Raw genomic sequence first — 25,796 nt, forward strand, 5'->3', positions numbered from 1 at the left:
CGCGCTTGCGCCGCGTTCAGATCTTGAACCAGAACAGGAATGCTCTAAATGGCTAACCTCACCCAGCTCGTGGAAGACCTCTCGGCCCTGACCGTCCTCGAGGCCGCCGAGCTCTCGAAGCTCCTTGAAGAGAAGTGGGGCGTCTCCGCCGCCGCTCCGGTGGCCGTCGCCGCCGCGGGTCCGGCCGCCGCCGCCGCCGCTCCCGTCGAGGAGAAGACCGAGTTCACCGTCGTCCTCGTCGACGCCGGCGACAAGAAGATCAACGTGATCAAGGAAGTCCGCGCCATCACCGGCCTCGGCCTCAAGGAGGCCAAGGATCTCGTCGAGGGCGCCCCCTCCGAGGTGAAGGCCGACGCGCCGAAGGCCGACGCCGAGAAGTGGAAGAAGCAGCTCGAAGAGGCCGGCGCCAAGGTCGAGCTGAAGTAATCGGACGCGGCGCCTTGAGCGCGGCGATGCGATTTTGAATCCGGGCTGGCTCCGCCTTGCGGCGGGGCCGGCCCTCCGCCGTCTCGAAGTTCGGGGCGGAGATATTCGTTAGTTCCTTTTCAGCCGCGCTCAGACGCGGCGCATTCACTCCCGGCCGCGCTTTTGGGCGAAGCGCGGCGCGACGAATCGACAGGCCGGGGCGGCGCGTTTGGGCGCGGCTCCGGCGTCACGCGGCGGCGCCGGGCCCCGGGGCGCGGCCGCAAGAGCAGGCGAGGACCAGCATGGCGCAGACCCAGTTCGGCCGCAAACGCATCCGCAAGGTTTTCGGCGGAGTCCGCGAAGCCGCGAAGATGCCGAATCTGATCGAAGTGCAGAAAAGCTCGTACGACCAGTTCCTGAACAGCGGCGACGACGGTTCGCCGCGCGACGGAGTCGGGATTCAGGGCGCTTTTCAGGGCGTCTTCCCGATTCGCGACTTCAACGAGACCGCCCTGCTCGAATTCGTGCGTTACGAGCTCGAGACTCCGAAATTCGACGTCGAGGAATGCCAGCAGCGCGATCTGACCTACGCCGCGCCGCTGAAGGTGACTCTGCGCCTGATCGTCTTCGACGTCAACGAGGACACCGGCGCCCGCTCCGTGAAGGACATCAAGGAGCAGGACGTCTATATGGGCGACATGCCCCTCATGACCGAGAACGGCACCTTCGTGGTGAACGGCTCGGAGCGCGTGATCGTCAGCCAGATGCACCGTTCGCCGGGCGTCTTCTTCGACCATGACCGCGGCAAGACCCATTCCTCGGGCAAGCTGCTGTTCTCGTCGCGCGTGATCCCCTATCGCGGCTCCTGGCTCGACTTCGAATTCGACGCCAAGGACATCGTCTACGTCCGCATCGACCGCAAGCGCAAGCTTCCGGCGACGACCCTGCTCTATGCCCTCGGCATGGATCAGGAGGAGATCATGTCCACCTTCTACGGTCAGGCGCCTTACACGCGTCGCGGCGACAGCTGGGCGACTCCCTTCAATCCGGATCGTCTGAAGGGCGCGAAGCCGATCTACGACCTCGTGGACGCGGATTCGGGCGAAGTCGTCGCCGAGGCGGGCCAGAAGCTCACCCCGCGCAAGCTCAAGAAGCTGGCCGAAGGCGGCGTCAAGGAGATCCTCGCGCCCTTCGAGGCCATTCTGGGCCGTTACATCGCCGTGGATCTCGTCGACGAGGGCACCGGCCTGATCCACGCCGAAGCCGGCGACGAGATCGACGAGAAGCTGATCGACAAGCTGCTCGGCCTCGGCATGGACGTCATCCCGACCCTCGACATCGACCATGTCGAGATCGGCGGCTATATGCGCGCGACCATGGCGGTCGATAAGAACGCCACCCGCGAGCAGGCGCTGATGGACATCTACCGCGTCATGCGCCCCGGCGAGCCCCCGACGCTCGACGGCGCCGAGGCTTTGTTCAACAGCCTCTTCTTCGATCTGGAGCGCTACGACCTTTCGGCGGTCGGCCGCGTGAAGATGAACATCCGCCTCGACCTCGACGCCCCGGACACCCTGCGCACCCTCCGCAAGGCCGATATTCTGGCCGTGCTGAAGATGCTCGTGGGCCTGCGCGACGGCCATGGCGAGATCGACGACATCGACAACCTCGGCAATCGCCGCGTGCGTTCGGTCGGCGAGCTGATGGAGAATCAATATCGCCTCGGCCTGCTCCGCATGGAGCGCGCGATCAAAGAGCGCATGTCCGCCGTCGACATCGACACGATCATGCCGCAGGATCTGATCAACGCCAAACCGGCCGCCGCCGCCGTGCGCGAGTTCTTCGGCTCCTCGCAGCTCTCGCAGTTCATGGACCAGACCAACCCGCTCTCGGAGGTGACGCATAAGCGCCGCCTTTCGGCGCTTGGCCCCGGCGGTCTGACGCGCGAGCGCGCGGGCTTCGAGGTCCGCGACGTCCACCCGACCCATTACGGCCGCATCTGCCCCATCGAGACGCCGGAAGGCCCGAACATCGGCCTGATCAACTCGCTGGCGACCTTCGCCCGCGTGAATAAATACGGCTTCATCGAAACGCCTTACCGCAAGGTCATCGACGGCAAGGTCAGCGACGAGGTGGTTTATCTCTCCGCCATGGAGGAGATGAAGCACACCGTGGCTCAGGCCGGCGCCGATCTCGACGAAGAGGGCCGCTTCGCCACCGATCTCGTCTCGGCGCGTCAGGGCGGCGATTTCGTCGTGGCTCCGCGCGAGCAGGTCACCTTGGTGGACGTCTCGCCCAAGCAGCTGGTTTCGGTGGCCGCGGCCCTGATTCCCTTCTTGGAGAACGACGACGCCAACCGCGCCCTCATGGGCTCGAACATGCAGCGTCAGGCGGTGCCTCTGGTCAAGGCCGAGGCGCCTTTCGTCGGCACGGGCATGGAATCGGTGGTGGCGCGGGATTCCGGCGCGGCCATCGCGGCGCGGCGCGGCGGCGTGATCGATCAGGTGGACGCGACCCGCGTGGTCATCCGCGTGACCGACGGCCTGCGTCCGGGCGAGCCGGGCGTGGACATCTATCGTCTGCGCAAGTTCCAGCGCTCGAATCAGAACACCTGCATCAACCAGCGTCCGCTGGTGAAGGTGGGCGACCGGGTGCGCACGGGCGACGTCATCGCCGACGGCCCCAGCACGGATCTGGGCGAGCTGGCTTTGGGCAAGAACGTGCTCGTCGCCTTCATGCCCTGGAACGGCTATAACTTCGAGGACTCCATCCTCATCTCCGAGCGCATCGCCAAGGACGACGTCTTCACCTCGATCCACATCGAGGAATATGAAGTCTCGGCCCGCGACACCAAGCTCGGGCCGGAGGAGATCACCCGCGACATCCCGAACGTCGGCGAGGAATCGCTGCGCAATCTGGACGAGGCGGGCATCGTCTACATCGGCGCCGAGGTCCAGCCGGGCGACATTCTCGTCGGCAAGATCACGCCCAAGGGCGAAAGCCCGATGACGCCGGAGGAAAAGCTCCTGCGCGCCATCTTCGGCGAAAAGGCTTCGGACGTCCGCGACACCTCGCTGCGCATGCCTCCGGGCGGCTACGGCACGGTGGTCGAGGTGCGCGTCTTCAACCGCCACGGCGTCGAGAAGGACGAGCGGTCGCGTCAGATCGAGCGCGAGGAGATCGAAAGCCTCCAGCGCGACCATGACGACGAGCTCGGCATTCTGGAGCGCAACATCTCGGCGCGTCTGCGCCAGCTTCTGGTCGGCCAGCGCGCGGTGAAGGGGCCCAAGGGCTTCAAGGCGGGCGTGGACGTCACCGACGAGGCTCTGGATTCGCTCCAGAAGAACCTTTGGTGGCAGATCGTCCCGCCGACCGAGGAGCAGGCCCGCGAGGTCGAGGCTCTGCGCGAGCAGTATGACGCCCTCAAGAAGACCCTGCGCCGCCGCTTCGACGATAAGGTCGAGAAGGTGCGCCGGGGCGACGACCTGCCTCCGGGCGTGATGAAGTCGGTCAAGGTCTTCGTGGCGGTGAAGCGCAAGCTCCAGCCCGGCGACAAGATGGCCGGACGTCACGGCAATAAGGGCGTGGTCTCGCGGGTGGTGCCTGAGGAGGACATGCCTTTCCTTGAGGACGGCACGCCGGTCGATCTCGTGCTGAACCCGCTGGGCGTGCCTTCGCGCATGAACGTCGGACAGATCCTCGAAACCCATCTGGGTTGGGCCGCCGCCGGTCTGGGCCGCAGCATCGGCGAGGCGCTCGACGGCTTCGAGCGCTCCGGCGACGCCGCGAAGGTCCGCGACGCCATGAAGCGCGCCTATGGCGACGCCTCTTACGCCGAGACCCTCGAAGGGCTCTCGGACGAGGAGCTGGTCGAGGCGGCGGGGAACGTCCGTCGCGGCGTGCCCTTCGCGACGCCCGTCTTCGACGGCGCCAAGGAGGCCGACATCGACAAGCATCTCGCGTTGGCGGGCTTCGATTCCTCGGGTCAGGTCCGTCTGCACGACGGCCGCACCGGCGAGCCCTTCGCCCGCAAGGTGACGGTGGGCTATAAGTATCTTCTGAAGCTGCACCATCTGGTGGACGACAAGATCCACGCCCGCAGCACCGGCCCCTACAGCCTCGTGACCCAGCAGCCGCTGGGCGGCAAGGCCCAGTTCGGCGGCCAGCGCTTCGGCGAGATGGAGGTCTGGGCGCTCGAAGCCTACGGCGCCGCCTACACGCTGCAGGAGATGCTGACGGTCAAGTCGGACGACGTGGCCGGACGCACCAAGGTCTACGAATCCATCGTCAAGGGCGAAGACAACTTCGAGGCCGGCATTCCCGAGAGCTTCAACGTGCTCGTCAAGGAGATCCGGTCTCTGGGTCTGAACGTCGAATTGCTGGACGACGAAGAGCGCTGAGCCCTTCCGCCGTCCCATCCTCCGCGCCCTGAGCAGGGGCGCGGAGCCTCAGACCGCCGCCATAACGCGCCCCGCCTCTCCCCACGGGGCCGCGCAGGAGCATAGTGATGAACGAGATCGCCAACGTCTTCAATCCGCTGGCTGCGCCCAAAAGCTTTGACGAAATCCGCATCTCGCTCGCCAGCCCGGAGAAGATCCTCTCTTGGTCTTTCGGCGAGATTAAAAAACCTGAGACCATCAACTACCGCACCTTCAAGCCGGAGCGGGACGGGCTCTTCTGCGCCCGCATCTTCGGCCCGGTGAAGGATTACGAATGCTTGTGCGGCAAGTACAAGCGCATGAAATACAAGGGCATCACCTGCGAGAAATGCGGCGTCGAAGTCACGCTCTCGAAGGTGCGCCGCGAGCGCATGGGCCATATCGAATTGGCCGCGCCGGTCGCCCATATCTGGTTTCTGAAGTCTCTGCCCTCGCGCATCGGCCTGATGCTCGACATGACTCTGCGCGATCTGGAGCGGGTGCTCTATTTCGAGCAATACATCGTGCTCGATCCGGGCATGACCACGCTGAAGCCGGGCCAGCTGCTCACCGACGAGGAGCTGCTCGACGCTCAGGACGAATTCGGCGAAGACACCTTCACCGCCGGAATCGGCGCCGAGGCCGTCCGTGAGATGCTGTCCGCCATCGACCTCGACGCCGAGGCCGAGCGCCTGCGCGTGGAGCTTTCCGAGGCCACCGGCGAGCTCAAGCCGAAGAAGATCATCAAGCGCCTGAAGTTGGTCGAGAGCTTCATCGAATCGGGCAACCGGCCCGAGTGGATGATTCTGACCGTGGTTCCGGTGATTCCGCCGGAGCTGCGTCCGCTGGTGCCTCTGGACGGCGGCCGCTTCGCGACCTCGGATCTGAATGATCTTTACCGCCGCGTCATCAACCGCAACAACCGCCTCAAGCGGCTGATCGAGCTGCGCGCGCCGGACATCATCGTCCGCAATGAAAAGCGCATGCTTCAGGAGGCCGTGGACGCGCTCTTCGACAACGGCCGCCGCGGCCGCATCATCACGGGCGCCAATAAGCGTCCGCTGAAGTCGCTCGCCGACATGCTCAAGGGCAAGCAGGGCCGGTTCCGTCAGAACCTGCTCGGCAAGCGCGTGGACTTCTCGGGCCGTTCGGTGATCGTGGTGGGTCCGGAGCTGAAGCTCCATCAATGCGGCCTGCCCAAGAAGATGGCGCTGGAGCTCTTCAAGCCCTTCATCTACGCCAAGCTCGACGCTCAGGGGCACAGCTCCACCGTCAAGCAGGCGAAGAAGCTGGTCGAGAAGGAGCGTCCCGAGGTCTGGGACATCCTCGACGAGGTGATCCGCGAGCATCCGGTGCTGCTGAACCGCGCCCCGACGCTCCACCGCCTCGGCATTCAGGCTTTCGAGCCCACCCTGATCGAAGGCAAGGCGATTCAGCTCCACCCGCTGGTCTGCTCGGCCTTCAACGCCGATTTCGACGGCGATCAGATGGCCGTCCACGTCCCGCTGAGCCTTGAGGCCCAGCTGGAGGCGCGCGTGCTGATGATGTCGACCAACAACATCCTCAGCCCCGCGAGCGGCCGTCCGATCATCGTGCCCTCGCAGGACATCATCCTCGGCCTCTACTACATCTCGCTTGAGAAGAAGGGCGAGCCCGGCGAGGGCATGCTCCTCTCCAGCATGAACGAGATCGACCACGCCCTCGCTTCGGGCGCGATCACCATGCATACGAAGATCGTCACCCGCATCGAAGAGACCAACGCCGAAGGCGAAACCGTCTCGCGCCGCGTGGAGACGACTCCGGGCCGCATGAAGCTCGGCGCCCTGCTGCCCAAGACCGGCGACATCTCCTTCGAGATCGTCAATCGTCTGCTCCGCAAGCGCGAAGTGGGCGAGGTCATCGACGCCGTTTATCGTCACTGCGGTCAGAAGGACACGGTGGTCTTCTGCGATCAGATGATGCAGCTCGGCTTCCGCGAGGCCTTCAAGGCGGGCATCTCCTTCGGCAAGAACGACATGGAGATTCCGCCCGAGAAATGGGACATCGTCGAGGCCACCCGCGAACAGGCGAAGGTCTTCGAGGAGCAGTATCAGGAAGGCCTGATCACGCAGGGCGAGAAATACAACAAGGTCGTCGACGCCTGGCTGAAGTGCACCGACAAGGTCGCCGCCGCCATGATGGACCGCATCGCCGCGCCGCGCTTCGACCCGGAGACGGGCCGTCAGCTGGAGCCGAATTCGGTCTATATGATGTCCCATTCCGGCGCGCGCGGCTCGCCCGCCCAGATGAAGCAGCTCGCGGGGATGCGCGGCCTGATGACCAAGCCTTCGGGCGAGATCATCGAGGCCCCCATCGTCTCGAACTTCAAAGAGGGCCTGACCGTTCTCGAATACTTCAACTCGACCCACGGCGCCCGCAAGGGCCTCGCGGACACCGCGCTGAAGACCGCGAACTCGGGCTATCTGACCCGCCGCCTCGTGGACGTGGCTCAGGACTGCATCGTCAAGGTCGACGATTGCGGCACCGAAGAGGGCATCACGGTTCAGGCCGTGGTCAAGGGCGGCGAAATCGTCTCGCCCCTCTCCGAGCGCATCTTGGGCCGCACCCTGCTGGAGGACGTGCTCCATCCGACCTCCAACGAGGTCTTCCTCGCTGCGGGCGCCCTGATCGACGAGACCATGTCTCTGGAGATCGAGAAGATCGGCGTGCAGCGGGTGAAGATCCGCTCGCCGCTGACCTGCGCCCTTGAGGAAGGCATCTGCGCCCAGTGCTACGGCCGCGATCTGGCGCGCGGCACCCCGGTGAACATCGGCGAGGCGGTGGGCATCATCGCCGCGCAGTCCATCGGCGAGCCGGGCACCCAGCTGACCATGCGCACCTTCCATATCGGCGGCACGGCGCAGCTGGCCACCAGCAGCTTCGCCGAGGCCTCGCAAGAGGGAACGGCGCAGATCGTCAATGCGCGCAGCACGCTCACCAACGCGGCGGGCGACGTCATCGCGGCGGGCCGCAACGTGCAGATCGCGATTCTGGACCCGCAAGGGCGTCAGCGCGCGCTGCATAAGCTGGCCTACGGCTCGAAGCTCCTCGTCAAGGAGGGCGACGAGATCCGCCGCGGCCAGAAGATCGCGGAATGGGATCCCTACACCCTGCCGATCCTCTCGGAGCGCGCGGGCGTGGCCAAGCTGGTCGACCTGATCCCCGGCATGTCGGTGCGCGAGGAGACGGACGAGGCGACGGGCATCAGCCAGCGCATCGTCTCCGACTGGCGCGCGGTTCCGCGCGGTCAGGATCTGAAGCCCGCCATCACCATCGTCGATTCCTCCGGCGAGATGGTGAAGCTGGAGAACGGCAACCCCGCGCATTACTTCATGTCGGTGGACGCCATTCTCTCGGTCGAGGACGGGCAGGAGATCAAAGTGGGCGAGGTTCTGGCGCGCATTCCGCGCGAGGGCGCCAAGACCCGCGACATCACGGGCGGTCTGCCGCGCGTGGCCGAGCTTTTCGAGGCGCGTCGTCCGAAGGACCACGCGATCATCGCGGAGATCGACGGCTATGTGCGTTTCGGCCGCGACTATAAGAACAAGCGCCGTCTGACCATCGAGCCCGCGGAAGAGGGCGTCGAGCCGGTGGAGCATCTCATCCCGAAGGGCAAGCACTTGGCCGTTCAGGAGGGCGACTTCATCCAGAAGGGCGAATATCTGCTGGAAGGCAATCCGGCGCCGCACGACATTCTGGCGATCATGGGGGTCGAGGCTTTGGCCGACTACCTCATCAATGAAATTCAGGACGTCTATCGGCTGCAGGGCGTGAAGATCAACGACAAGCACATCGAAGTCATCGTGCGGCAGATGCTGCAGAAGATCGAGATCGAGGAGTCGGGCGACACCACGCTGCTGGCCGGAGAGCAGGTCGAGCGCGACGAATTCGACGCCGAGAACGCCAAGGCGGAATCCGCAGGCCGTCGCCCCGCCAAGGGCAAGCCGGTTCTGCTGGGCATCACCAAGGCCTCGCTCCAGACGCGCAGCTTCATCTCGGCGGCCTCCTTCCAGGAGACCACGAGGGTCCTCACCGAAGCCTCGGTGCAGGGCAAGAGCGACCGCCTGGACGGCCTGAAGGAGAACGTGATCGTCGGACGTCTGATTCCGGCGGGCACGGGCGGCCAGGCCGCGCGCTATCGGCGAATCGCCGCCGAGCGCGACCGCAAGATCGTGGCGGATCGTCAGGCCGCGGCGGACGCCGCTCTGGCTCTCGAAGCTCTGGCGGAGCCGGTCCTCGCGACCGCTCCCGCGGCCGATCCGGCGGCGGATTCCGCCTCCTAATCGCGCGAGCGATCAAAAGCTTATTCCCGTCGCGCCGCAAGGCGCGGCGGGCGTTTCGAGCCGGGCGGGAGGACGCCCTTCGGAAGGCCGGGCCTCAGCCCTGATCCGCGTCCGAAAAGCTGTTGACCTCTTCAGCTCTTCCAATTAGGTTCCGCCAGCGTTCGGGGAATGAGGCGACTCAATTCCTTCCGGGCTTTGGTATTCAAAGCAAACTCGGTTCACGACCTCGGGGCGAAAGCTCTGCGGTCCTCTGGGTTTCTGGCCGCGCTTCCGGCGGAGCGCCGACGCGGCCCTTATTTCTATTCGCGGCCGCGCTAGGGGCCGGTCACGACGGAGTTAAGGCGAAGAGATGCCGACGATCCAGCAGTTGATCCGCAAGCCGCGGACCCCGAAGCCGGTCCGCAACAAGGTGATCCACCTTGAAGGCAGCCCGCAGAAACGCGGCGTCTGCACCCGCGTCTACACCACGACCCCGAAGAAGCCGAACTCGGCGCTTCGTAAAGTGGCCAAGGTGCGCCTCGTGAACGGCTTCGAGGTCATCAGCTACGTCCCCGGCGAGGGACATAACCTTCAGGAGCACTCGGTGGTCCTGATCCGCGGCGGCCGCGTCAAGGATCTTCCTGGCGTGCGCTATCACATCCTGCGCGGCGTTCTCGACACCCAAGGCGTCAAGAACCGCAAGCAGCGTCGCTCGCTCTACGGCGCCAAGCGTCCGAAGTGATCCGCAACTGATCCGATTCGAAGGAAGAACCTATGTCGCGTCGTCACAGAGCGGAAAAGCGCGAAGTCCTGCCGGACGCCAAGTTCGGAGACCTCGTCGTCAGCCGCTTCATGAACAAGCTCATGTATGCGGGCAAGAAGTCCGTCGCCGAAGGCATCGTCTACGGCGCCTTCGAGCGCATCGAGCAGAAGCTGCGCCGCAGCCCGGTCGAAGTGTTCCACGAGGCCCTCGACAACGTGAAGCCCTCGCTTGAAGTGCGCTCCCGCCGCGTCGGCGGCGCGACCTATCAGGTGCCGGTGGACGTGCGCCCCGAGCGCCGCGAGGCCCTCGCGATTCGCTGGCTGATCTCGGCGGCCCGCGGCCGCGGCGAGACCACCATGATCGACAAGCTCTCCAACGAGCTTCTCGACGCCGTCGCCAATCGCGGCTCGGCCGTGAAGAAGCGCGAAGACACCCATAAGATGGCCGACGCGAACCGCGCGTTCAGCCATTACCGCTGGTAAGCGCAACGGAGCCGCCACGAAGGCGTGGCGGCCCCCTCGCATCAGGATGAATTGAGATGGCCCGCGAATATCCGCTCACGCGCTACCGCAACTTCGGCATCATGGCGCATATCGACGCCGGAAAGACGACGACGTCGGAGCGCATCCTCTACTTCACGGGCAAGTCCCATAAGGTCGGCGAAGTCCACGAGGGCGCCGCGACCATGGACTTCATGGAGCAGGAGCAGGAGCGCGGAATCACCATCACCTCCGCCGCGACCACGACCTTCTGGACGGGCCGCGACGGCGAAAAATACCGCCTGAACGTCATCGACACCCCCGGCCACGTCGACTTCACCATCGAAGTCGAGCGCTCGCTGCGCGTGCTCGACGGCGCGGTCTGCGTGCTCGACAGCAACCAGGGCGTCGAGCCCCAGACCGAAACCGTCTGGCGTCAGGGCGACAAATACCGCGTGCCCCGCATCGTCTTCTGCAACAAGATGGACAAGACGGGCGCGAGCTTCGAGAACTGCCTCAAGGACATCAAAAACCGTCTCGGCGCGCGCCCTGTGGCGCTGCAGCTGCCGATCGGCGCCGAGTCCGAGTTCAAGGGCATGATCGATCTCATCGAGATGGACGCCATCACCTGGGACAGCGACGAAGCGACGAATAAGATGTCGCGCGGCCCGATCCCGGCCGATCTTCAGGCGAAAGCCGAGGAGATGCGCGCCGAGATGATCGAAGCCGCCGTCGAGCTCGACGACGCCGTCATGGAATCCTATCTTGAGGGCGAAGAGCCGGACGCCGCCACGCTGCGCCGCCTCGTCCGCAAGGCGGTTCTGACCGGCGCCTTCTTCCCGGTGTTCTGCGGTTCGGCCTTCAAGAACAAGGGCGTTCAGCCCCTGCTCGACGCCGTGGTCGACTTCCTGCCCGCGCCGACCGACGTGCCGGACATCAAAGGCATCGACTATAAGACCGGCGAGGAGACCACCCGTCCCTCCAGCGACGACGCGCCTTTGTCGCTGCTCGCCTTCAAGATCATGGACGACCCCTTCGGCGTCCTGACCTTCGCGCGCGTCTATTCGGGCAAGCTGGAGAAGGGCGTGAGCCTTCTCAACACCGCCCGCGAGAAGAACGAGCGCATCGGCCGCATGGTGCTCATGCACGCGAACCAGCGTCAGGAGATCACCGAGGCCTACGCCGGCGACATCGTGGCGCTGATCGGCCTGAAGGAGACCCGCACGGGCGACACGCTCTGCGATCCCGCCAAGCCGGTGATCCTTGAGAAGATGATCTTCCCGGCGCCCGTCATCGAGATGGCGGTCGAGCCCAAGACCAAGGCCGACCAAGAGAAGATGATCATCGCTCTCCAGAAGCTGGCGACCGAGGATCCTTCCTTCTATCTCGCGACGGATCCGGAATCCGGCCAGACGATCATCAAGGGCCAGGGCGAGCTGCATCTGGACATCAAGATCGACATCATGCGCCGCACGCATAAGGTCGAGGTCAACGTGGGCGCCCCGCAGGTGGCCTATCGCGAGACCATCCGCGGCGAGACCACCATCGACTACACGCATAAGAAGCAGTCCGGCGGTTCGGGCCAATTCGCGCGCGTCAAGCTCGAGGTCGGTCCGAGCGAGACCGGCAAGGGCTACGCCTTCGAGAGCAAGATCGTCGGCGGCGCGGTGCCGAAGGAATTCATCCCCGGCGTGGAGAAGGGCCTGAATTCGGTCCTCTCCTCGGGCCCCATCGCGGGCTTCCCGGTGGTGGACGTGCGGGCCGCTCTGATCGACGGCGCTTACCACGAGGTCGACTCCTCGGCCATCGCCTTCGAGATCGCCGCCCGCACCGCCTTCCGCGAAGCGCTCCAGAAGGCCAATCCGGTTCTGCTGGAGCCGGTGATGAAGGTTGAAGTGGTCAGCCCGGAGGAGTATGTCGGCGGCGTGATCGGCGACCTGAACTCCCGTCGCGGGCAGATCGCCGGAACCGACGTGCGCGGCAACGCGCAGGTCATCACGGCGATGGTTCCTCTGGCGAACATGTTCGGCTATGTGAACACGCTGCGCTCGATGAGCCAGGGTCGCGCGGCCTACTCCATGCAGTTCGACCACTACGACCAAGTGCCGCAGAACGTCGCCCAGGAAATCCAGGCGAAATACAAGTAATCCCATCGATGGCGCGGCGCGTCGACCCTTAGCGGCGGCGCGCGCCTTTCAGCGAGACGGAGGGGCCCCAGATGGCCAAAGAGAAATTCGAGCGTAACAAGCCGCATGTCAACATCGGCACCATCGGCCACGTGGACCATGGCAAGACGTCGCTGACCGCGGCGATCACCAAGGTCCTCGCGGAGAAGGGCGGCGCGTCGTTCAAGGCTTACGATCAGATCGACAACGCGCCGGAAGAGAAGGCGCGCGGCATCACGATCAACACCTCGCACGTCGAGTACGAGACCGCGAACCGCCACTACGCTCACGTCGACTGCCCCGGCCACGCCGATTATGTGAAGAACATGATCACCGGCGCGGCGCAGATGGACGGCGCGATCCTCGTCGTGTCCTCGGCCGACGGCCCGATGCCCCAGACCCGCGAGCACATCCTGCTGGCGCGTCAGGTCGGCGTTCCGGCTCTGGTCGTGTTCATGAACAAGGTCGACATGGTCGACGATCCCGAGCTGCTCGAGCTGGTCGAGATGGAGGTGCGCGAGCTCCTGTCCTCCTACCAGTTCCCCGGCGACGACATCCCGGTGGTCAAGGGCTCGGCGCTCGCCGCGCTTGAGGACAAGACCCCCGAGATCGGCCATGACGCCGTTCTGAAGCTGATGGAGGAGGTCGACGCCTATATCCCGACCCCCGAGCGTCCCATCGATCTGCCCTTCCTGATGCCGGTCGAGGACGTGTTCTCGATCTCCGGCCGCGGCACCGTCGTGACCGGCCGCGTCGAGCGCGGCATCGTGAAGGTCGGCGAGGAAATCGAGATCGTCGGCATCCGCCCGAACCAGAAGACGACCGTCACCGGCGTCGAGATGTTCCGCAAGCTGCTCGATCAGGGCCAGGCCGGCGACAACATCGGCGCGCTGCTGCGCGGCATCACCCGCGAGCAGGTCGAGCGCGGTCAGGTGCTCTGCAAGCCGGGTTCGGTGAAGCCGCACACGAAGTTCGAGGCCGAGGCCTACATCCTCACGAAGGAAGAAGGCGGCCGTCACACGCCGTTCTTCACCAACTACCGCCCGCAGTTCTACTTCCGCACCACGGACGTGACCGGCATGGTCAAGCTTCCGGAAGGCGTGGAGATGGTCATGCCCGGCGACAACGTGAAGATGGAAGTCGAGCTGATCCAGCCGATCGCCATGGAGGAGAAGCTCCGCTTCGCCATCCGTGAAGGCGGCCGCACGGTCGGCGCGGGCGTCGTCGCGAAGATCATCGCCTAAGGCGAACACAACCCCGCGGCGCGGACCCGCCAAGGATCCGCGCCGCTCCTTTATTTTCGGGCGCGTGACGTTTTTCTGACGAGTCGCGCGAAGAAAGCCGAGAGCCACGATGCAAGGACAGAACATCCGTATTCGGCTTAAAGCCTTCGATTTCCGCGCGCTCGACGCCTCGACGCGCGAAATCGTGAATACGGCCAAACGCACGGGCGCGCAGGTCCGGGGACCGATCCCCCTGCCGACCCATATCGAGAAGTTCACCGTGAACCGTTCGCCGCACATCGACAAGAAGTCGCGCGAGCAGTTCGAGATCCGCACGCATAAGCGTCTGCTCGACATCGTCGATCCGACGCCGCAGACCGTGGACGCGCTGATGAAGCTCGACCTCGCGGCTGGCGTCGACGTCGAAATCAAGCTCTGAGGGAGGTCACGCGGATGCGTACAGGCGTGATCGCGAAGAAGCTGGGCATGACCCGGCTGTTCATGGACGACGGGCGTCAGGTGCCGGTGACGGTGCTGCAGCTGGATCGTCTGCAGGTCGTCGGTCAGCGGACCGTCGAGAAGGACGGCTACACGGCCGTCACCTTGGGCGCCAGCGCGGCCAAGGCCAAGAACGTGACCAAGCCGATGCGCGGCCATTTCGCGGCCGCCAACGTCGAGCCCAAGAAGAAGCTCGTCGAGTTCCGCGTCTCCGAGGCCGAATTGGTCGAGGTGGGCGCCGAGCTCTCCGCCGAGCACTTCCTCGTCGGCCAGCATGTCGACGTCGCGGGCACGACCATCGGCAAGGGCTTCGCCGGCGGCATCAAGCGCCACGGCTTCGGCGGTCTGCGCGCGACCCACGGCGTTTCGGTCTCGCACCGTTCGATCGGTTCGACCGGCGGCCGTCAGGATCCCGGCAAGACCTTCAAGAACAAGCGCATGCCCGGCCATATGGGCGACGTGCGCGTGACGGTTCAGAATCTCGAGGTCGTGCGCACCGACGCCGACCGCGGGCTGATCATGGTCAAGGGCGCGGTCCCCGGCTCCAAGGGCGGCTGGGTCACGGTGCGCGACGCCGTGAAGAAGGCGGCTCCTGAGGGCGCGCCCGTTCCGGCCGGCGTGAAATCCGCCGCCGCTCCGGCTCAGGCCGAAGCCGCCGCCGAGGGAGGCGAATGATGAAGGCGCAAGTCGTCACTCTGGACGCGGGCTCCGCCGGCGAGATCGACCTCGACGAGGCGATCTTCGGCGTCGAGCCCCGCGCCGACATCCTGCATCGCGTGGTGCGCTGGCAGCTGGCCAAGCGTCAGGCGGGCACCCACAAGACCAAGACGCGCTCCGAAGTCGCGGGCACGCGCAAGAAGATCTACAAGCAGAAAGGCACCGGCGGCGCTCGCCACGGCGCCCGCAGCGCGCCGATCTTCCGCAAGGGCGGCGTGGCCATCGGCCTCACCCCCCGCAGCCATGCGCATGATCTGCCCAAGAAGGTCCGCGCGCTCGGCCTGCGGATGGCCCTCTCGGCCAAGCAGGGCGAGGGCAAGCTGACCATCGTCGACGCCGCCACCGCCGAGGGCAAGACCGCCCTTCTCAAGGCGAAGCTCGACAAGCTGGGCTGGGGCCGGACGCTCGTCATCGACGGCGCCGAGGTGAACGAGGGCTTCCTCCTCGCCTCGCGCAACATCGAGGGCGTGAACGTGCTGCCGACCATGGGCGCCAACGTCTACGACATCCTTCGCCACGACAGCCTGGTCCTGACCAAGGCCGCCGTGGAGGCGCTGGAGGCGCGGCTGAAATGAGCGTGAAGCCCGAGCATTACGACGTTCTGCGTCGCCCGATCGTGACCGAGAAGTCCACCATGGCCTCCGAGCATAACGCGGTGGTCTTCGAGGTGGCGATCGACGCGAACAAGCCTCAGATCAAGGAGGCCGTCGAGGCCCTCTTCAAGGTCGAGGTCGCGAAGGTCAACACCCTCGTCACCAAGGGCAAGAAGAAGCTGTTCCGCGGCCGTCCCGGCCGTCGCAGCGACGTGAAGAAAGCGATCGTCACCCTCCGCGAGGGCCATGCGATCGACGTGACGACCGGCCTCTGAGCCGGATGACGAACGACGGGAGACGTGAAGAATGGCGTTGAAGACTTATAAGCCGACCACGCCGGGCCAGCGCGGGCTGGTTCTGATCGACCGTTCGGGGCTGTGGAAAGGCCGTCCGGAGAAGACCCTCGTCGAGGGTCTGACCAAATCGGGCGGACGCAACAACCTCGGCCGCATGACGGTCCGGCATCGGGGCGGCGGAGCCAAGCGGCTCTATCGCTTCATCGACTTCAAACGGCGCAAATGGGATGTTCCCGGCGTCGTGGAGCGCTTGGAATATGATCCCAACCGCACGGCCTTCATCGCTCTGGTGAAGTATGAGGACGGCGAAGTCGCCTACATCCTCGCGCCGCAGCGGCTCGCGGTGGGCGACAAGGTCGTCGCCGGCGCGAAGGTGGACGTGAAGCCCGGCAACGCCATGCCCCTCTCGGGCATGCCGATCGGCTCGATCGTCCACAACATCGAGATGAAGGCGGGCAAGGGCGGCCAGATCGCGCGCTCCGCCGGCACCTACGCGCAATTCGTCGGCCGCGACGCCGGCTATGCGCAGCTTCGTCTGAACTCGGGCGAAGTGCGCCTCGTGCGCGAGGAATGCATGGCGACCGTGGGCGCGGTGTCGAACGCCGACCACATGAACCAGAACCTCGGCAAGGCGGGCCGCAACCGGCATCTCGGCTGGCGTCCGACCGTGCGCGGCGTGGCGATGAACCCGGTGGACCACCCTCACGGCGGCGGCGAAGGCCGCACCTCGGGCGGCCGTCACCCGGTCACGCCCTGGGGCAAGCCCACCAAGGGCGCCCGCACCCGCACGAACAAGACCACGCAGAAATACATTCTGCGCAGCCGTCACGCCAAGAAGAAGTAAGGAGCAGCCCCCATGCCGCGTTCCGTCTGGAAGGGCCCCTTCGTCGACGGCTATCTGCTGAAGAAAGCGGAAGCCGCCCGCACCTCGGGCCGTAAGGAAGTGATCAAGATCTGGTCGCGCCGCTCGACGATCCTGCCGCAATTCGTCGGACTCACCTTCGGCGTCTATAACGGCCAGAAGCATATTCCGGTCCTCGTCTCGGAAGAGATGATCGGCCAGAAATTCGGCGAATTCTCGCCGACCCGCACCTATTACGGCCATGCGGCCGACAAAAAAGCGAAGCGGAAGTAAGCCGATGGGACAGAAATCCAATCCGCGCCGCCTCGCGGACAATGAGGCTCAGGCCGTCGCGCGCATGCTGCGCGTCAGCCCGCAGAAGCTCAACCTCGTGGCGCAGCTCATCCGGCATAAGCCGGCGGCTCAGGCTCTGGCCGAGCTGACCTTCTCGAAGCGCCGCATCGCGATCGACGTGCGCAAGGCGCTTCAGTCGGCCATCGCCAACGCCGAGAACAACCACGGCCTCGACGTGGACAGCCTCGTCGTGGCGGAAGCCTACGTCGGCAAGAGCATCACCCTCAAGCGCGGCCATCCCCGCGCTCGCGGACGCTACGCGCGCATCGAAAAGCCTTTCGCCCAAGTGACGATCAAGCTGCGCGAGATCAAAGAGGAGGCCGCGTAATATGGGCCATAAAGTCAATCCGATCGGGCTGCGCCTCGGGATCAACCGCACCTGGGACTCGCGCTGGTACGCCGACGACAAGGATTACGGCAAGCTGCTTCATGAGGACATCGCGATCCGCGACTACGTCCACAAGAACCACAAGCAGGCCGGCGTCTCCCGCGTGGTGATCGAGCGTCCGCACCGCAAGTGCCGCGTCACGATCCACACCGCCCGTCCCGGCCTGATCATCGGCAAGAAGGGCGCGGACATCGAGCAGCTGCGCAAGAAGCTCTCGGACTTCACCGACGCCGAGACCCATCTGAACATCGTCGAGGTGCGCAAGCCCGAGATCGACGCTCAGCTGGCCGCCGAGGGCGTGGCTCAGCAGCTTGAGAAGCGCGTGTCCTTCCGCCGCGCCATGAAGCGCGCCGTTCAGTCGGCGATGCGCATGGGCGCCCAGGGCATCCGCATCAACGTGGGCGGCCGTCTCGGCGGCGCCGAGATCGCCCGCGTCGAGTGGTACCGCGAAGGCCGCGTGCCTCTGCACACCCTGCGCGCCGACGTGGATTACGCGACGGCCGAAGCCAAGACCGCCTATGGAATCATCGGCGTGAAGGTCTGGATCTTCAAGGGCGAAGTTCTTGAGCATGACCCGACGGCCCGCGATCGCCGCGCCGCCGAGGCTCAGGAAGGCGGCGGGGGCGGTCGTCCGCGTCGCGACCGCGACCGCGACTGATTCCGGCCCTCCTAGCTGAGAAGCGAGAGAAACTATGCTGCAACCTAAGCGCACGACCTACCGCAAGGCGCATAAGGGGCGGATTCACGGCCAGGCCAAGGGCGGCTACGAGCTGAACTTCGGCGAATATGGTCTGAAGGCCCTGGAGCCGGAGCGCGTCACCGCCCGCCAAATCGAGGCGGCCCGCCGCGCGCTCACGCGCTACATGAAGCGTCAGGGACGCGTGTGGATCCGGATCTTCCCGGATCTGCCCGTCACCGGCAAACCCGCCGAGGTCCGCATGGGCTCGGGCAAGGGCTCCGTCGATTTCTGGGCGGCCCGCGTCCATCCCGGCAGGATCATGTTTGAGATTGACGGCGTCCCGCCCGATGTGGCAGAGGAGGCGCTCCGTTTGGGAGCTATGAAGCTTCCGATCAAGTGCCGATTCGTTCGACGCACGGACTGGTGATCCCTTAAAGATCTCCAAACAGCCGCTCGGGCGGGGTTATCCCCGCCGCGGGCGGCGAACTTCATCTAGGAGGCCGCCCCTGTCTCAGGGATCAGGCCTCCCTGTCCAAGGATTTCGGGAAGGACCGCCATGAAGGCCGCCGAACTGAAAGACAAGACCCCGGACCAGCTCCAAGAGACGCTGGTGCAGCTGAAGAAAGAGCAGTTCAATCTGCGTTTTCAGCAGGCGACGGGGCAGCTTGAGAATCCCGCGCGTCGGCGCGCCGTTCGGCGCGATCTGGCCCGGGTTTTGACCGTGGTCAACGCCAAGGCGCGCGCCAGCGCCGCCGAAGCCTGAACGCCAAGGAAAGAGAATGCCGAAGCGCGTGCTGCAGGGCCAGGTGGTGAGCGACGCCAACGACAAGACCATCGTGGTCTACGTCGAGCGTCGTCTGACTCATCCCGTTCTGAAAAAGACCGTCCGCCTCTCGAAGAAGTACCACGCCCACGACGAGACCAACTCGGCGAAAAAGGGCGACGTGGTGCGCATTCGCGAGCGGGCGCCCATCTCGAAGCTGAAGCGCTGGGAGCTGGTCGCGGAGTAAGCTCCGTTCCAGTTTCCGGTCGTCGAAACCGAGTCTGAGGCCGAAAAGCCGATAGGCTTAGGTCGGGAGATCGAACCATGATCCAGATGCAGAGCAATCTGGACGTCGCCGACAATTCCGGCGCGCGTCGAGTGATGTGCATCAAGGTGCTTGGCGGAGCCAAGCGCCGTTACGCCGGGGTCGGCGACGTGATCGTCGTGTCCATCAAGGACGCCACCCCGAAGGGCAAGGTGAAGAAGGGCGACGTGCGCAAAGCCGTCGTCGTGCGCACCGCCAAAGAGATTCGCCGCGAAGACGGCACCGTGATCCGCTTCGACGGCAACGCCGCCGTGCTGATCGGCAAAGAGGGCGAGCCCATCGGCACGCGCATCTTCGGGCCGGTGCCGCGCGAGCTACGCGCCAAGAACTACATGAAGATCATCTCGCTCGCGCCGGAGGTGTTGTGATGGCCGCCAAGCTGCGCAAGGGCGACAAGGTCGTCGTGCTCACCGGCCGCGACAAGGGCCGTCAGGGCGAGATCCTCGAAGTGAACCCGAAGGAAGGCCGCGCGGTCGTCGCCGGGATCAATCTGGTCACGCGCCACCAGCGCCAGAGCCAGACTCAGGAAGGCGGCCGCATCAGCAAGCCCGCCGCTCTGGATCTCTCCAACCTCGCTTTCGTCGATCCGAAAAGCGGCGAACCGACCCGCGTCGGCTTCCGCATCGGCGAGGACGGCAAGAAGGTCCGTTTCGCGAAGAAGTCCGGGGAGGCGATCTGATGTCCGAGACTTACGTTCCGCGTCTCAAGACTCTTTACGATTCTGAGATCCGCAAGGCGCTCAAGGAAGAGTTCTCCTATAAGAACGACCTCCAGATTCCGCGGCTCGACAAGATCGTGCTGAACATCGGCGTCGGCGAGGCCACGGGCGACTCCAAGAAGATCAAGTCGGCTGAGGAAGACCTCACCCTGATCGCCGCCCAGAAGCCGGTCGTGACCAAGGCCCGCAAGTCCATCGCCGGCTTCAAGCTGCGCGAGGGCATGCCGATCGGCGTGAAGGTCACGCTGCGTCAGGCCCGGATGTACGACTTCCTCGACCGTCTGGTGACCATCGCGCTGCCGCGCGTCCGCGACTTCCGGGGCGTCAACCCCAAGAGCTTCGACGGCTACGGCAATTACGCGATGGGCGTCCGCGAGCATCTGATCTTCCCGGAGATCGATTACGACAAGGCGGAGAACGCCTGGGGCATGGACGTGATCATCTGCACCACGGCCAAAACCGACGACGAGGCGCGAGCTCTGCTCAAGCGCTTCAACATGCCCTTCATCACCAGCGCTAACTGACGCATCGGAACAGCATCGATATGGCGAAGAAAAGCTCCATCGAGACCAACAACCGCCGCATGCGTCTGGCCGCTCAATACGCGGCCAAGCGCGCCCGCCTCAAGGCGGCGGCGAAGGACGAGTCTCTGCCCCCTGAAGAGCGCTTCAAAGCGCGCATTCAGCTTTCGGAACTGCCGCGCAACAGCGCGCCGAACCGCATCCGCAACCGCTGCGAGGTCTCCGGACGTCCGCGCGGCTATTATCGCAAGCTGCGCATGTCGCGCATCGCCCTGCGGGATTTCGCCTCCGAAGGCTTGATCCCGGGCATGACCAAGTCCAGCTGGTGAGGAGGGTTACCCAATGACCATGACCGATCCTCTGGCCGACATGCTGGCCCGCATCCGCAACGCTCAGCTGCGCCGCCGCTCCACGGTGCGCACCCCCGCCTCGCGTCTGCGCGGCTGGGTGCTGGACGTGTTGGCCGCCGAAGGCTACATCCGCGCCTATGAGCGCCTCGAAGAGCCGGGTTCGCACCCGCAGTTCGAGATCTCGCTGAAGTATTTCGACGGCGAGCCCGTGATCCGCGAGATCAAGCGCGTCTCCAAGCCCGGCCGCCGCGTCTACACCGGCGTCGAGAAGATGCCGCGGGTCCGCAACGGTCTCGGCGTCTCCATCGTTTCGACCTCGCAGGGCGTCATGTCCGACGCCTCCGCGCGGGAGAAGAACATCGGCGGCGAAGTGCTCTGCACCGTCTTCTAACACTGGCCGGTCCGCAAGGCTCCCGCCGCAAGGCGGGAGAACCGACGGACCAGAAGAGGAAACCATGTCGCGTATCGGCAAAAAGCCCGTTCCCGTCGCCAAGGGCGTGGACGTGCAGGTGAAAGGCCAGACGGTTTCGGTCAAAGGACCGAAGGGTCAGCGCAGCTTCACCGTTCCCGACGATGTGTCGGTGGTCTTAGAGAACGGCGCGGTCGCTTTCGCGCCGCGCGGCGACAGCAAGCGCGCCCGCAGCATGTGGGGCATGTCGCGCAGCGTCGTCGAGAATCTCCAGATCGGCGTCACCAACGGCTTCAGCAAGAAGCTTGAGATCGAGGGCGTCGGCTATCGCGCGGCGGTTCAGGGCAAAGTCCTGAAGCTGTCGCTCGGCTATTCCCACGACGTGAATTACGAGATCCCCGAAGGCATCGAGATCAAGACCCCCAAGCCGGTCGAGATCGAGATTTCGGGCATCGACGAACAGCGCGTCGGCCAGGTGGCCGCCGAGATCCGCGCTTGGCGCCCCCCCGAGCCCTATAAGGGCAAGGGCGTGAAATACGCCGGCGAATTCATCTTCCGCAAGGAAGGCAAGAAGAAGTAAGGGCGCCCTCATGGCCAAATCCAATCAGGAAGCCCTCGCGCGCCGCCGTCAGCGGGTGCGGGGCCGTCTCAAGAAGGTCTCCGAAGGGCGCGCGCGTCTTTCGGTCTTCCGGTCTTCGCAGAACATCTACGCTCAGGTGATCGACGACGTCGAGGGCCGCACCCTCGCCGCCGCCTCGACGCTGGAGGCCGATCTGGCCTCCTTCAAGGGCAAACGCAACAAGGACGCCGCCGCCGCCGTGGGCAAGCTCGTCGCCGAGCGGGCCAAAGCCGCGGGCGTGGAGCAGGTCTACTTCGACCGCGGCGCCTATCTGTTCCATGGGCGCGTGAAGGCGCTCGCCGACGCGGCCCGCGAGGCCGGGCTGCAGTTTTAAGGAGGGCGATCCATGGCCCGTCAGGATGGCGAGCGCAACCGCGACCGCAACCGCGACGACGAGCGCGATTCCGAATTCGTGGATCGTCTGGTCCACATCAACCGCGTCTCGAAGACCGTCAAGGGCGGCAAGCGCTTCGGCTTCGCCGCGCTGGTCGTCGTCGGCGACCAGAAGGGCCGCGTCGGCTTCGGCCACGGCAAGGCCCGCGAAGTGCCTGAGGCGATCCGCAAGGCGACCGAGCAGGCGAAAGCCGGCTTGATCCGCGTGCATCTGCGCGAAGGCCGCACCCTGCATCACGACGCTCCGGGCCGTTGGGGCGCGGGCCGCGTCATGATGCGTTCGGCCGCCGCGGGCACGGGCATCATCGCCGGCGGCCCGATGCGCGCCGTCTTCGAGGCTCTGGGCGTGCAGGACGTGGTGGCGAAATCCATCGGCTCGCCCAACCCCTACAACATGGTCCGCGCGACCTTCGAGGCGCTCAAGAACGAGACCTCGCCGCGCGCGGTGGCCGCCCGTCGCGGCAAGAAGGTGGCCGACATTCTCGCCCGCCGTCCCGGCGAGGCCGTTTCGGCCCTGACCGAGTAAGGAGGCGAAGATGTCGAAAGCTACGGTGACGGTCCGTCAGGTCCGCAGCGCCGCCCGCCGCACCGAGGATCAGGCCGCCACTCTGCGCGGCCTCGGTCTGGGCAAGATCAACCGGACCCGGACTCTTGAGGACACGCCCTCCGTGCGGGGGATGATCAACAAGATCCAGCATCTGGTCGAAGTGGTCGAGCCGAAGGCCTGAGCCCTTCGGACCGCATTCTCCGGGCGGCCCCATCGGGCCGCCCGCTTCACATTTTCAGGCCGCGGCCTCCGACGCTGATGACGCGCGTCGATCAGGTCCGGCGATCAGGAGAGCGTCATGAAACTGCATGAGCTTCGCGACAACGAAGGCGCCGTCACCCGCAAATTCCGCGTGGGCCGCGGCCCCGGCTCCGGCAAGGGCAAGACCTCCGGCGTCGGCATCAAGGGTCAGGGCTCGCGCCGCGGCGTGGCCATCAAGGGCTTCGAAGGCGGCCAGATGCCCCTTCACCGCCGTCTGCCCAAGCGCGGCTTCAAGAACATCTTCTCGAAGCAGCACGCGATCATCAACATCGGCGACCTCGAGGCGCTGGTCGAGGCGGGCCGCATCGACGGTTCGGCCGAGATCACCCATGAAGTCCTCGTGGCGGCGGGCGTCTCCCGCGCGGCCAAGGACGGCCTGCGCGTCCTCGGCGGCGGCGAGCTGAAGCGCAAGCTGACCATCCGCGCCGCCGGAGCCTCGGCTTCGGCCCGCGAGGCGGTTGCAAAGGCGGGCGGGACGCTCCATCTTCCCGAAGCCGCGTCCGAAGCCGTCTGACCTGACGGCGCTCGGCGGCTCGGGAGCGCCCTGCGGTCCTCCCGAGCCTCACGGCGGCGCTCCGGCTCCTGAGGAGAGGAGGCGGCGGCGCAAAGATCCCGCGGGGGGGCCTCCTCCGCGGGGCGCGATGCTTCGAGGCGGGCGATCAACGGGCGAGGTCCGGCGCGCCGCGCCGGAATTCGGGGACCCCCATGGCTTCGGCTGCTGAACAACTCGCCGCCAATCTGAGCTGGAAGACCTTCGGCAAGGCCAAAGACCTCCAGCGCCGCATCCTCTACACGCTTCTGGTGCTGGTGGTTTACCGCTTCGGCACCTACGTGCCTTTGCCGGGCATCAATCCTCAGGCCCTGCAGCAGCTGATTCAGCAGAATCAGGCCGGCTTCCTCGGGATGATCAACGCCTTCTCGGGCGGCGCGGTCGAGCGCATGTCGATCCTCGCTCTGGGGATCATGCCCTATATTTCGGCCTCGATCATCGTCCAGCTGATGACCTCGATGGTCCCCTCTCTTGAGAAGCTCAAGAAAGAGGGCGAATCGGGCCGCCGCAAGATCAACCAATACACCCGCTATGGAACCGTGGCTCTGGCGATCCTTCAGGGCTGGGGCATCGTGGCGGGCCTCGCCAATCAGGGCACGCTGATCGACGGCGGCGCCTTCTACCGCGTCGCGACGGTGGCGATTCTGGTCGGCGGCACCATGATGCTGCTCTGGCTCGGCGAGCAGATCACCGCGCGGGGCGTGGGCAACGGCGTCTCGCTGATCATCTTCGCGGGCATCATCGCCGAGATGCCGCGCGCCATCGGCAATCTGCTTCAGCAGGGCAGCCAGAACATCATTTCTCCGGCTCTGATCATCGGCCTGATCGTCTTCGGTCTGCTGGTCATCGCCTTCGTGGTCTTCATGGAGCGCGCCCAGCGCCGGATTCTGGTGCAATATCCGAAGCGTCAGGTCGGCCCGCAGCAGATGACCGGCGGCGAAAGCTCGCATCTGCCGCTGAAGGTGAACACCGCGGGCGTGATCCCGGCGATCTTCGCCAGCTCCCTGCTGCTGCTGCCGATGACGGCGGCCAGCTTCGCCGGCGAAAGCGCGGGCGGCTGGCTCTCGACCCTCACCGCGGCCCTCGGCCCCGGACAGCCGCTCTATCTGATCATCTACGCGGCGCTGATCATCTTCTTCGCCTTCTTCTACACGGCGGTGGTCTTCAACCCCACCGACGTGGCCGACAACCTCAAGCGTCAGGGCGGCTTCATCCCCGGCGTGCGGCCCGGCGAGCGGACGGCGCAATATCTGGATTACGTGCTGACCCGTCTGACCGCCATCGGCGCGGTTTATATGGCGGCCGTCTGCCTCTTGCCGGAATTGATGAGAGCGCGCTGGAGCATTCCATTTTATTTTGGCGGCACTTCCCTTCTGATCGTCGTGAGCGTTACGATGGACACCATCACGCAAGTGCAGAGCCATCTGATCGCCCATCAATATGAAGGGTTGATTCAGAAATCGCGACTGAGGGGGAAACGGAAATGAACATCATCCTGTTGGGGCCGCCGGGGGCGGGCAAGGGCACTCAGGCCCGCATGCTGACCGAAAAGCGGGGGCTGGTTCAGCTCTCGACCGGCGACATGCTCCGAGCGGCGGTCGCGGCGGGAACTCCGGTCGGCAAGGCCGCCGACGCGGTGATGAAAAGCGGCGGTCTGGTCGGCGACGACATCGTCATCGGCGTGATCTCCGAGCGGCTCGACCAGCCGGACGTCAAGCAGGGCGTCATCTTCGACGGCTTTCCGCGCACTCTGGCCCAGGCCGACGCGCTGGAGAAGCTGCTTGCGGATAAAGGGATCTCCCTCGACCATGTGGTCGAGATGAGCGTCGACGACGAAGTCGTGACGGCCCGCATCGCCGGGCGCTACACCTGCGCCAAATGCGGCGAGGGCTATCACGACGAGAGCAAGCAGCCCAATGTTCCGGGCGTCTGCGACAAATGCGGCGGAACGGAGTTCAAACGCCGCGCCGACGACAACGCCCACGCCGTGCGCACCCGGCTCATGGCCTATTACCGCGAGACCTCGCCGCTGATCGGCTATTACTACGCCAAGGGGCGCCTCGCCTCGGTGGATGGTCTGGCCGACATCGACGAAGTCGAGCGCCAGATCTCCGCGGTTCTGGGCTGATCCTCCGCAACGGCGAGAAGGCGCTCCGCCCGCGGCGGGGCGCCGCGACGACCCGACGACAAGCATAGAGTCCTTGACTCGCGAGCGTTCCA

Annotated in this window: 30 protein-coding genes; all 30 read left to right on the plus strand. The window is 65.5% G+C overall.

The window, feature by feature from the left end; translation table 11 throughout:
* The first annotated feature begins 48 nt into the window (after nt 1-48).
* The 30 genes from rplL (at nt 49) to B161_RS0101565 (ending at nt 25,704) form a co-directional block, all read left to right on the plus strand.
* Complete coding sequence (gene rplL / locus B161_RS0101420; protein WP_018631564.1) at nt 49-426, plus strand: 50S ribosomal protein L7/L12; 378 nt, start codon at nt 49-51, stop codon at nt 424-426.
* Nucleotides 427-707: 281 nt separating this feature from the next.
* Complete coding sequence (gene rpoB / locus B161_RS0101425) at nt 708-4,805, plus strand: DNA-directed RNA polymerase subunit beta (RefSeq protein ID WP_018631565.1); 4,098 nt, start codon at nt 708-710, stop codon at nt 4,803-4,805.
* A 107-nt stretch (nt 4,806-4,912) separates the two neighbouring features.
* Nucleotides 4,913-9,145 (plus strand): DNA-directed RNA polymerase subunit beta', encoded by a 4,233-nt coding sequence (gene rpoC, locus B161_RS0101430; RefSeq protein ID WP_018631566.1) that lies wholly within the window; start codon nt 4,913-4,915, stop codon nt 9,143-9,145.
* A 349-nt stretch (nt 9,146-9,494) separates the two neighbouring features.
* The gene (gene rpsL / locus B161_RS0101435) at nt 9,495-9,866 is read left to right on the plus strand and encodes a 30S ribosomal protein S12 (RefSeq protein ID WP_018631567.1); all 372 of its coding nucleotides are present in this window, start codon (nt 9,495-9,497) and stop codon (nt 9,864-9,866) included.
* Nucleotides 9,867-9,898: 32 nt separating this feature from the next.
* The gene (gene rpsG, locus B161_RS0101440) at nt 9,899-10,369 is read left to right on the plus strand and encodes a 30S ribosomal protein S7 (RefSeq protein WP_018631568.1); all 471 of its coding nucleotides are present in this window, start codon (nt 9,899-9,901) and stop codon (nt 10,367-10,369) included.
* A 56-nt stretch (nt 10,370-10,425) separates the two neighbouring features.
* The gene (gene fusA, locus B161_RS0101445) at nt 10,426-12,513 is read left to right on the plus strand and encodes an elongation factor G (RefSeq protein ID WP_018631569.1); all 2,088 of its coding nucleotides are present in this window, start codon (nt 10,426-10,428) and stop codon (nt 12,511-12,513) included.
* 71 nt (nt 12,514-12,584) lie between these two features.
* The gene (gene tuf, locus B161_RS0101450; protein ID WP_018631570.1) at nt 12,585-13,775 is read left to right on the plus strand and encodes an elongation factor Tu; all 1,191 of its coding nucleotides are present in this window, start codon (nt 12,585-12,587) and stop codon (nt 13,773-13,775) included.
* A gap of 109 nt (nt 13,776-13,884) precedes the next feature.
* Nucleotides 13,885-14,193: a 30S ribosomal protein S10 gene (gene rpsJ / locus B161_RS0101455; protein ID WP_018631571.1), complete on the plus strand. Its 309-nt coding sequence runs from the start codon at nt 13,885-13,887 to the stop codon at nt 14,191-14,193.
* 14 nt (nt 14,194-14,207) lie between these two features.
* Entirely contained in the window at nt 14,208-14,927 is a 720-nt protein-coding gene (rplC, locus tag B161_RS0101460) for a 50S ribosomal protein L3 (protein WP_020607767.1), read from the plus strand.
* The gene (rplD, locus tag B161_RS0101465; protein WP_018631573.1) at nt 14,927-15,544 is read left to right on the plus strand and encodes a 50S ribosomal protein L4; all 618 of its coding nucleotides are present in this window, start codon (nt 14,927-14,929) and stop codon (nt 15,542-15,544) included. Before rplC ends, rplD begins: the two co-directional genes overlap by 1 nt.
* Nucleotides 15,541-15,837, plus strand: coding sequence for a 50S ribosomal protein L23 (locus B161_RS0101470; protein ID WP_018631574.1), 297 nt, complete (start codon nt 15,541-15,543; stop codon nt 15,835-15,837). Before rplD ends, B161_RS0101470 begins: the two co-directional genes overlap by 4 nt.
* A gap of 31 nt (nt 15,838-15,868) precedes the next feature.
* On the plus strand, nt 15,869-16,702 hold the full coding sequence (rplB, locus tag B161_RS0101475) for a 50S ribosomal protein L2 (RefSeq protein WP_018631575.1): 834 nt from the start codon (nt 15,869-15,871) through the stop codon (nt 16,700-16,702).
* 12 nt (nt 16,703-16,714) lie between these two features.
* Entirely contained in the window at nt 16,715-16,993 is a 279-nt protein-coding gene (gene rpsS / locus B161_RS0101480) for a 30S ribosomal protein S19 (protein WP_018631576.1), read from the plus strand.
* Nucleotides 16,994-16,997: 4 nt separating this feature from the next.
* On the plus strand, nt 16,998-17,381 hold the full coding sequence (gene rplV, locus B161_RS0101485) for a 50S ribosomal protein L22 (RefSeq protein WP_018631577.1): 384 nt from the start codon (nt 16,998-17,000) through the stop codon (nt 17,379-17,381).
* A 1-nt stretch (nt 17,382) separates the two neighbouring features.
* Nucleotides 17,383-18,099, plus strand: coding sequence for a 30S ribosomal protein S3 (gene rpsC, locus B161_RS0101490; protein ID WP_018631578.1), 717 nt, complete (start codon nt 17,383-17,385; stop codon nt 18,097-18,099).
* A gap of 34 nt (nt 18,100-18,133) precedes the next feature.
* The gene (gene rplP / locus B161_RS0101495) at nt 18,134-18,547 is read left to right on the plus strand and encodes a 50S ribosomal protein L16 (protein WP_018631579.1); all 414 of its coding nucleotides are present in this window, start codon (nt 18,134-18,136) and stop codon (nt 18,545-18,547) included.
* Nucleotides 18,548-18,676: 129 nt separating this feature from the next.
* Nucleotides 18,677-18,883: a 50S ribosomal protein L29 gene (rpmC, locus tag B161_RS0101500; RefSeq protein WP_018631580.1), complete on the plus strand. Its 207-nt coding sequence runs from the start codon at nt 18,677-18,679 to the stop codon at nt 18,881-18,883.
* A gap of 16 nt (nt 18,884-18,899) precedes the next feature.
* Nucleotides 18,900-19,130 carry a 30S ribosomal protein S17 gene (rpsQ, locus tag B161_RS0101505; RefSeq protein WP_018631581.1) on the plus strand — a complete coding sequence of 77 codons (231 nt, stop codon included), beginning with the start codon at nt 18,900-18,902 and terminating at the stop codon, nt 19,128-19,130.
* A gap of 77 nt (nt 19,131-19,207) precedes the next feature.
* Entirely contained in the window at nt 19,208-19,576 is a 369-nt protein-coding gene (gene rplN, locus B161_RS0101510) for a 50S ribosomal protein L14 (protein ID WP_018631582.1), read from the plus strand.
* A complete protein-coding gene (gene rplX, locus B161_RS0101515; protein ID WP_018631583.1) occupies nt 19,576-19,887 on the plus strand; it encodes a 50S ribosomal protein L24 in 312 nt (103 codons plus the stop codon). The genes rplN and rplX overlap by 1 nt, the downstream gene beginning before the upstream one ends.
* A complete protein-coding gene (gene rplE / locus B161_RS0101520; RefSeq protein WP_018631584.1) occupies nt 19,887-20,450 on the plus strand; it encodes a 50S ribosomal protein L5 in 564 nt (187 codons plus the stop codon). Before rplX ends, rplE begins: the two co-directional genes overlap by 1 nt.
* 20 nt (nt 20,451-20,470) lie before the next feature.
* Nucleotides 20,471-20,776, plus strand: coding sequence for a 30S ribosomal protein S14 (gene rpsN / locus B161_RS0101525; RefSeq protein ID WP_018631585.1), 306 nt, complete (start codon nt 20,471-20,473; stop codon nt 20,774-20,776).
* A gap of 13 nt (nt 20,777-20,789) precedes the next feature.
* Nucleotides 20,790-21,188, plus strand: a complete 399-nt coding sequence (rpsH, locus tag B161_RS0101530; RefSeq protein ID WP_018631586.1) for a 30S ribosomal protein S8 — start codon at nt 20,790-20,792, stop codon at nt 21,186-21,188.
* A gap of 64 nt (nt 21,189-21,252) precedes the next feature.
* The gene (gene rplF, locus B161_RS0101535; protein ID WP_018631587.1) at nt 21,253-21,786 is read left to right on the plus strand and encodes a 50S ribosomal protein L6; all 534 of its coding nucleotides are present in this window, start codon (nt 21,253-21,255) and stop codon (nt 21,784-21,786) included.
* 10 nt (nt 21,787-21,796) lie between these two features.
* A complete protein-coding gene (gene rplR, locus B161_RS0101540) occupies nt 21,797-22,159 on the plus strand; it encodes a 50S ribosomal protein L18 (protein ID WP_018631588.1) in 363 nt (120 codons plus the stop codon).
* 12 nt (nt 22,160-22,171) lie between these two features.
* Entirely contained in the window at nt 22,172-22,744 is a 573-nt protein-coding gene (gene rpsE, locus B161_RS0101545) for a 30S ribosomal protein S5 (RefSeq protein WP_018631589.1), read from the plus strand.
* A 10-nt stretch (nt 22,745-22,754) separates the two neighbouring features.
* Entirely contained in the window at nt 22,755-22,946 is a 192-nt protein-coding gene (rpmD, locus tag B161_RS0101550) for a 50S ribosomal protein L30 (RefSeq protein WP_018631590.1), read from the plus strand.
* Between the two features lie 117 nt (nt 22,947-23,063).
* On the plus strand, nt 23,064-23,540 hold the full coding sequence (rplO, locus tag B161_RS0101555; protein WP_018631591.1) for a 50S ribosomal protein L15: 477 nt from the start codon (nt 23,064-23,066) through the stop codon (nt 23,538-23,540).
* 191 nt (nt 23,541-23,731) lie between these two features.
* Nucleotides 23,732-25,063 carry a preprotein translocase subunit SecY gene (secY, locus tag B161_RS0101560; protein WP_018631592.1) on the plus strand — a complete coding sequence of 444 codons (1,332 nt, stop codon included), beginning with the start codon at nt 23,732-23,734 and terminating at the stop codon, nt 25,061-25,063.
* The gene (locus tag B161_RS0101565) at nt 25,060-25,704 is read left to right on the plus strand and encodes an adenylate kinase (RefSeq protein WP_018631593.1); all 645 of its coding nucleotides are present in this window, start codon (nt 25,060-25,062) and stop codon (nt 25,702-25,704) included. Before secY ends, B161_RS0101565 begins: the two co-directional genes overlap by 4 nt.
* Nucleotides 25,705-25,796: the final 92 nt, after the last annotated feature.

The sequence above is a fragment of the Neomegalonema perideroedes DSM 15528 genome (assembly GCF_000374145.1).
Lineage (GTDB): Bacteria > Pseudomonadota > Alphaproteobacteria > Rhodobacterales > Rhodobacteraceae > Neomegalonema > Neomegalonema perideroedes.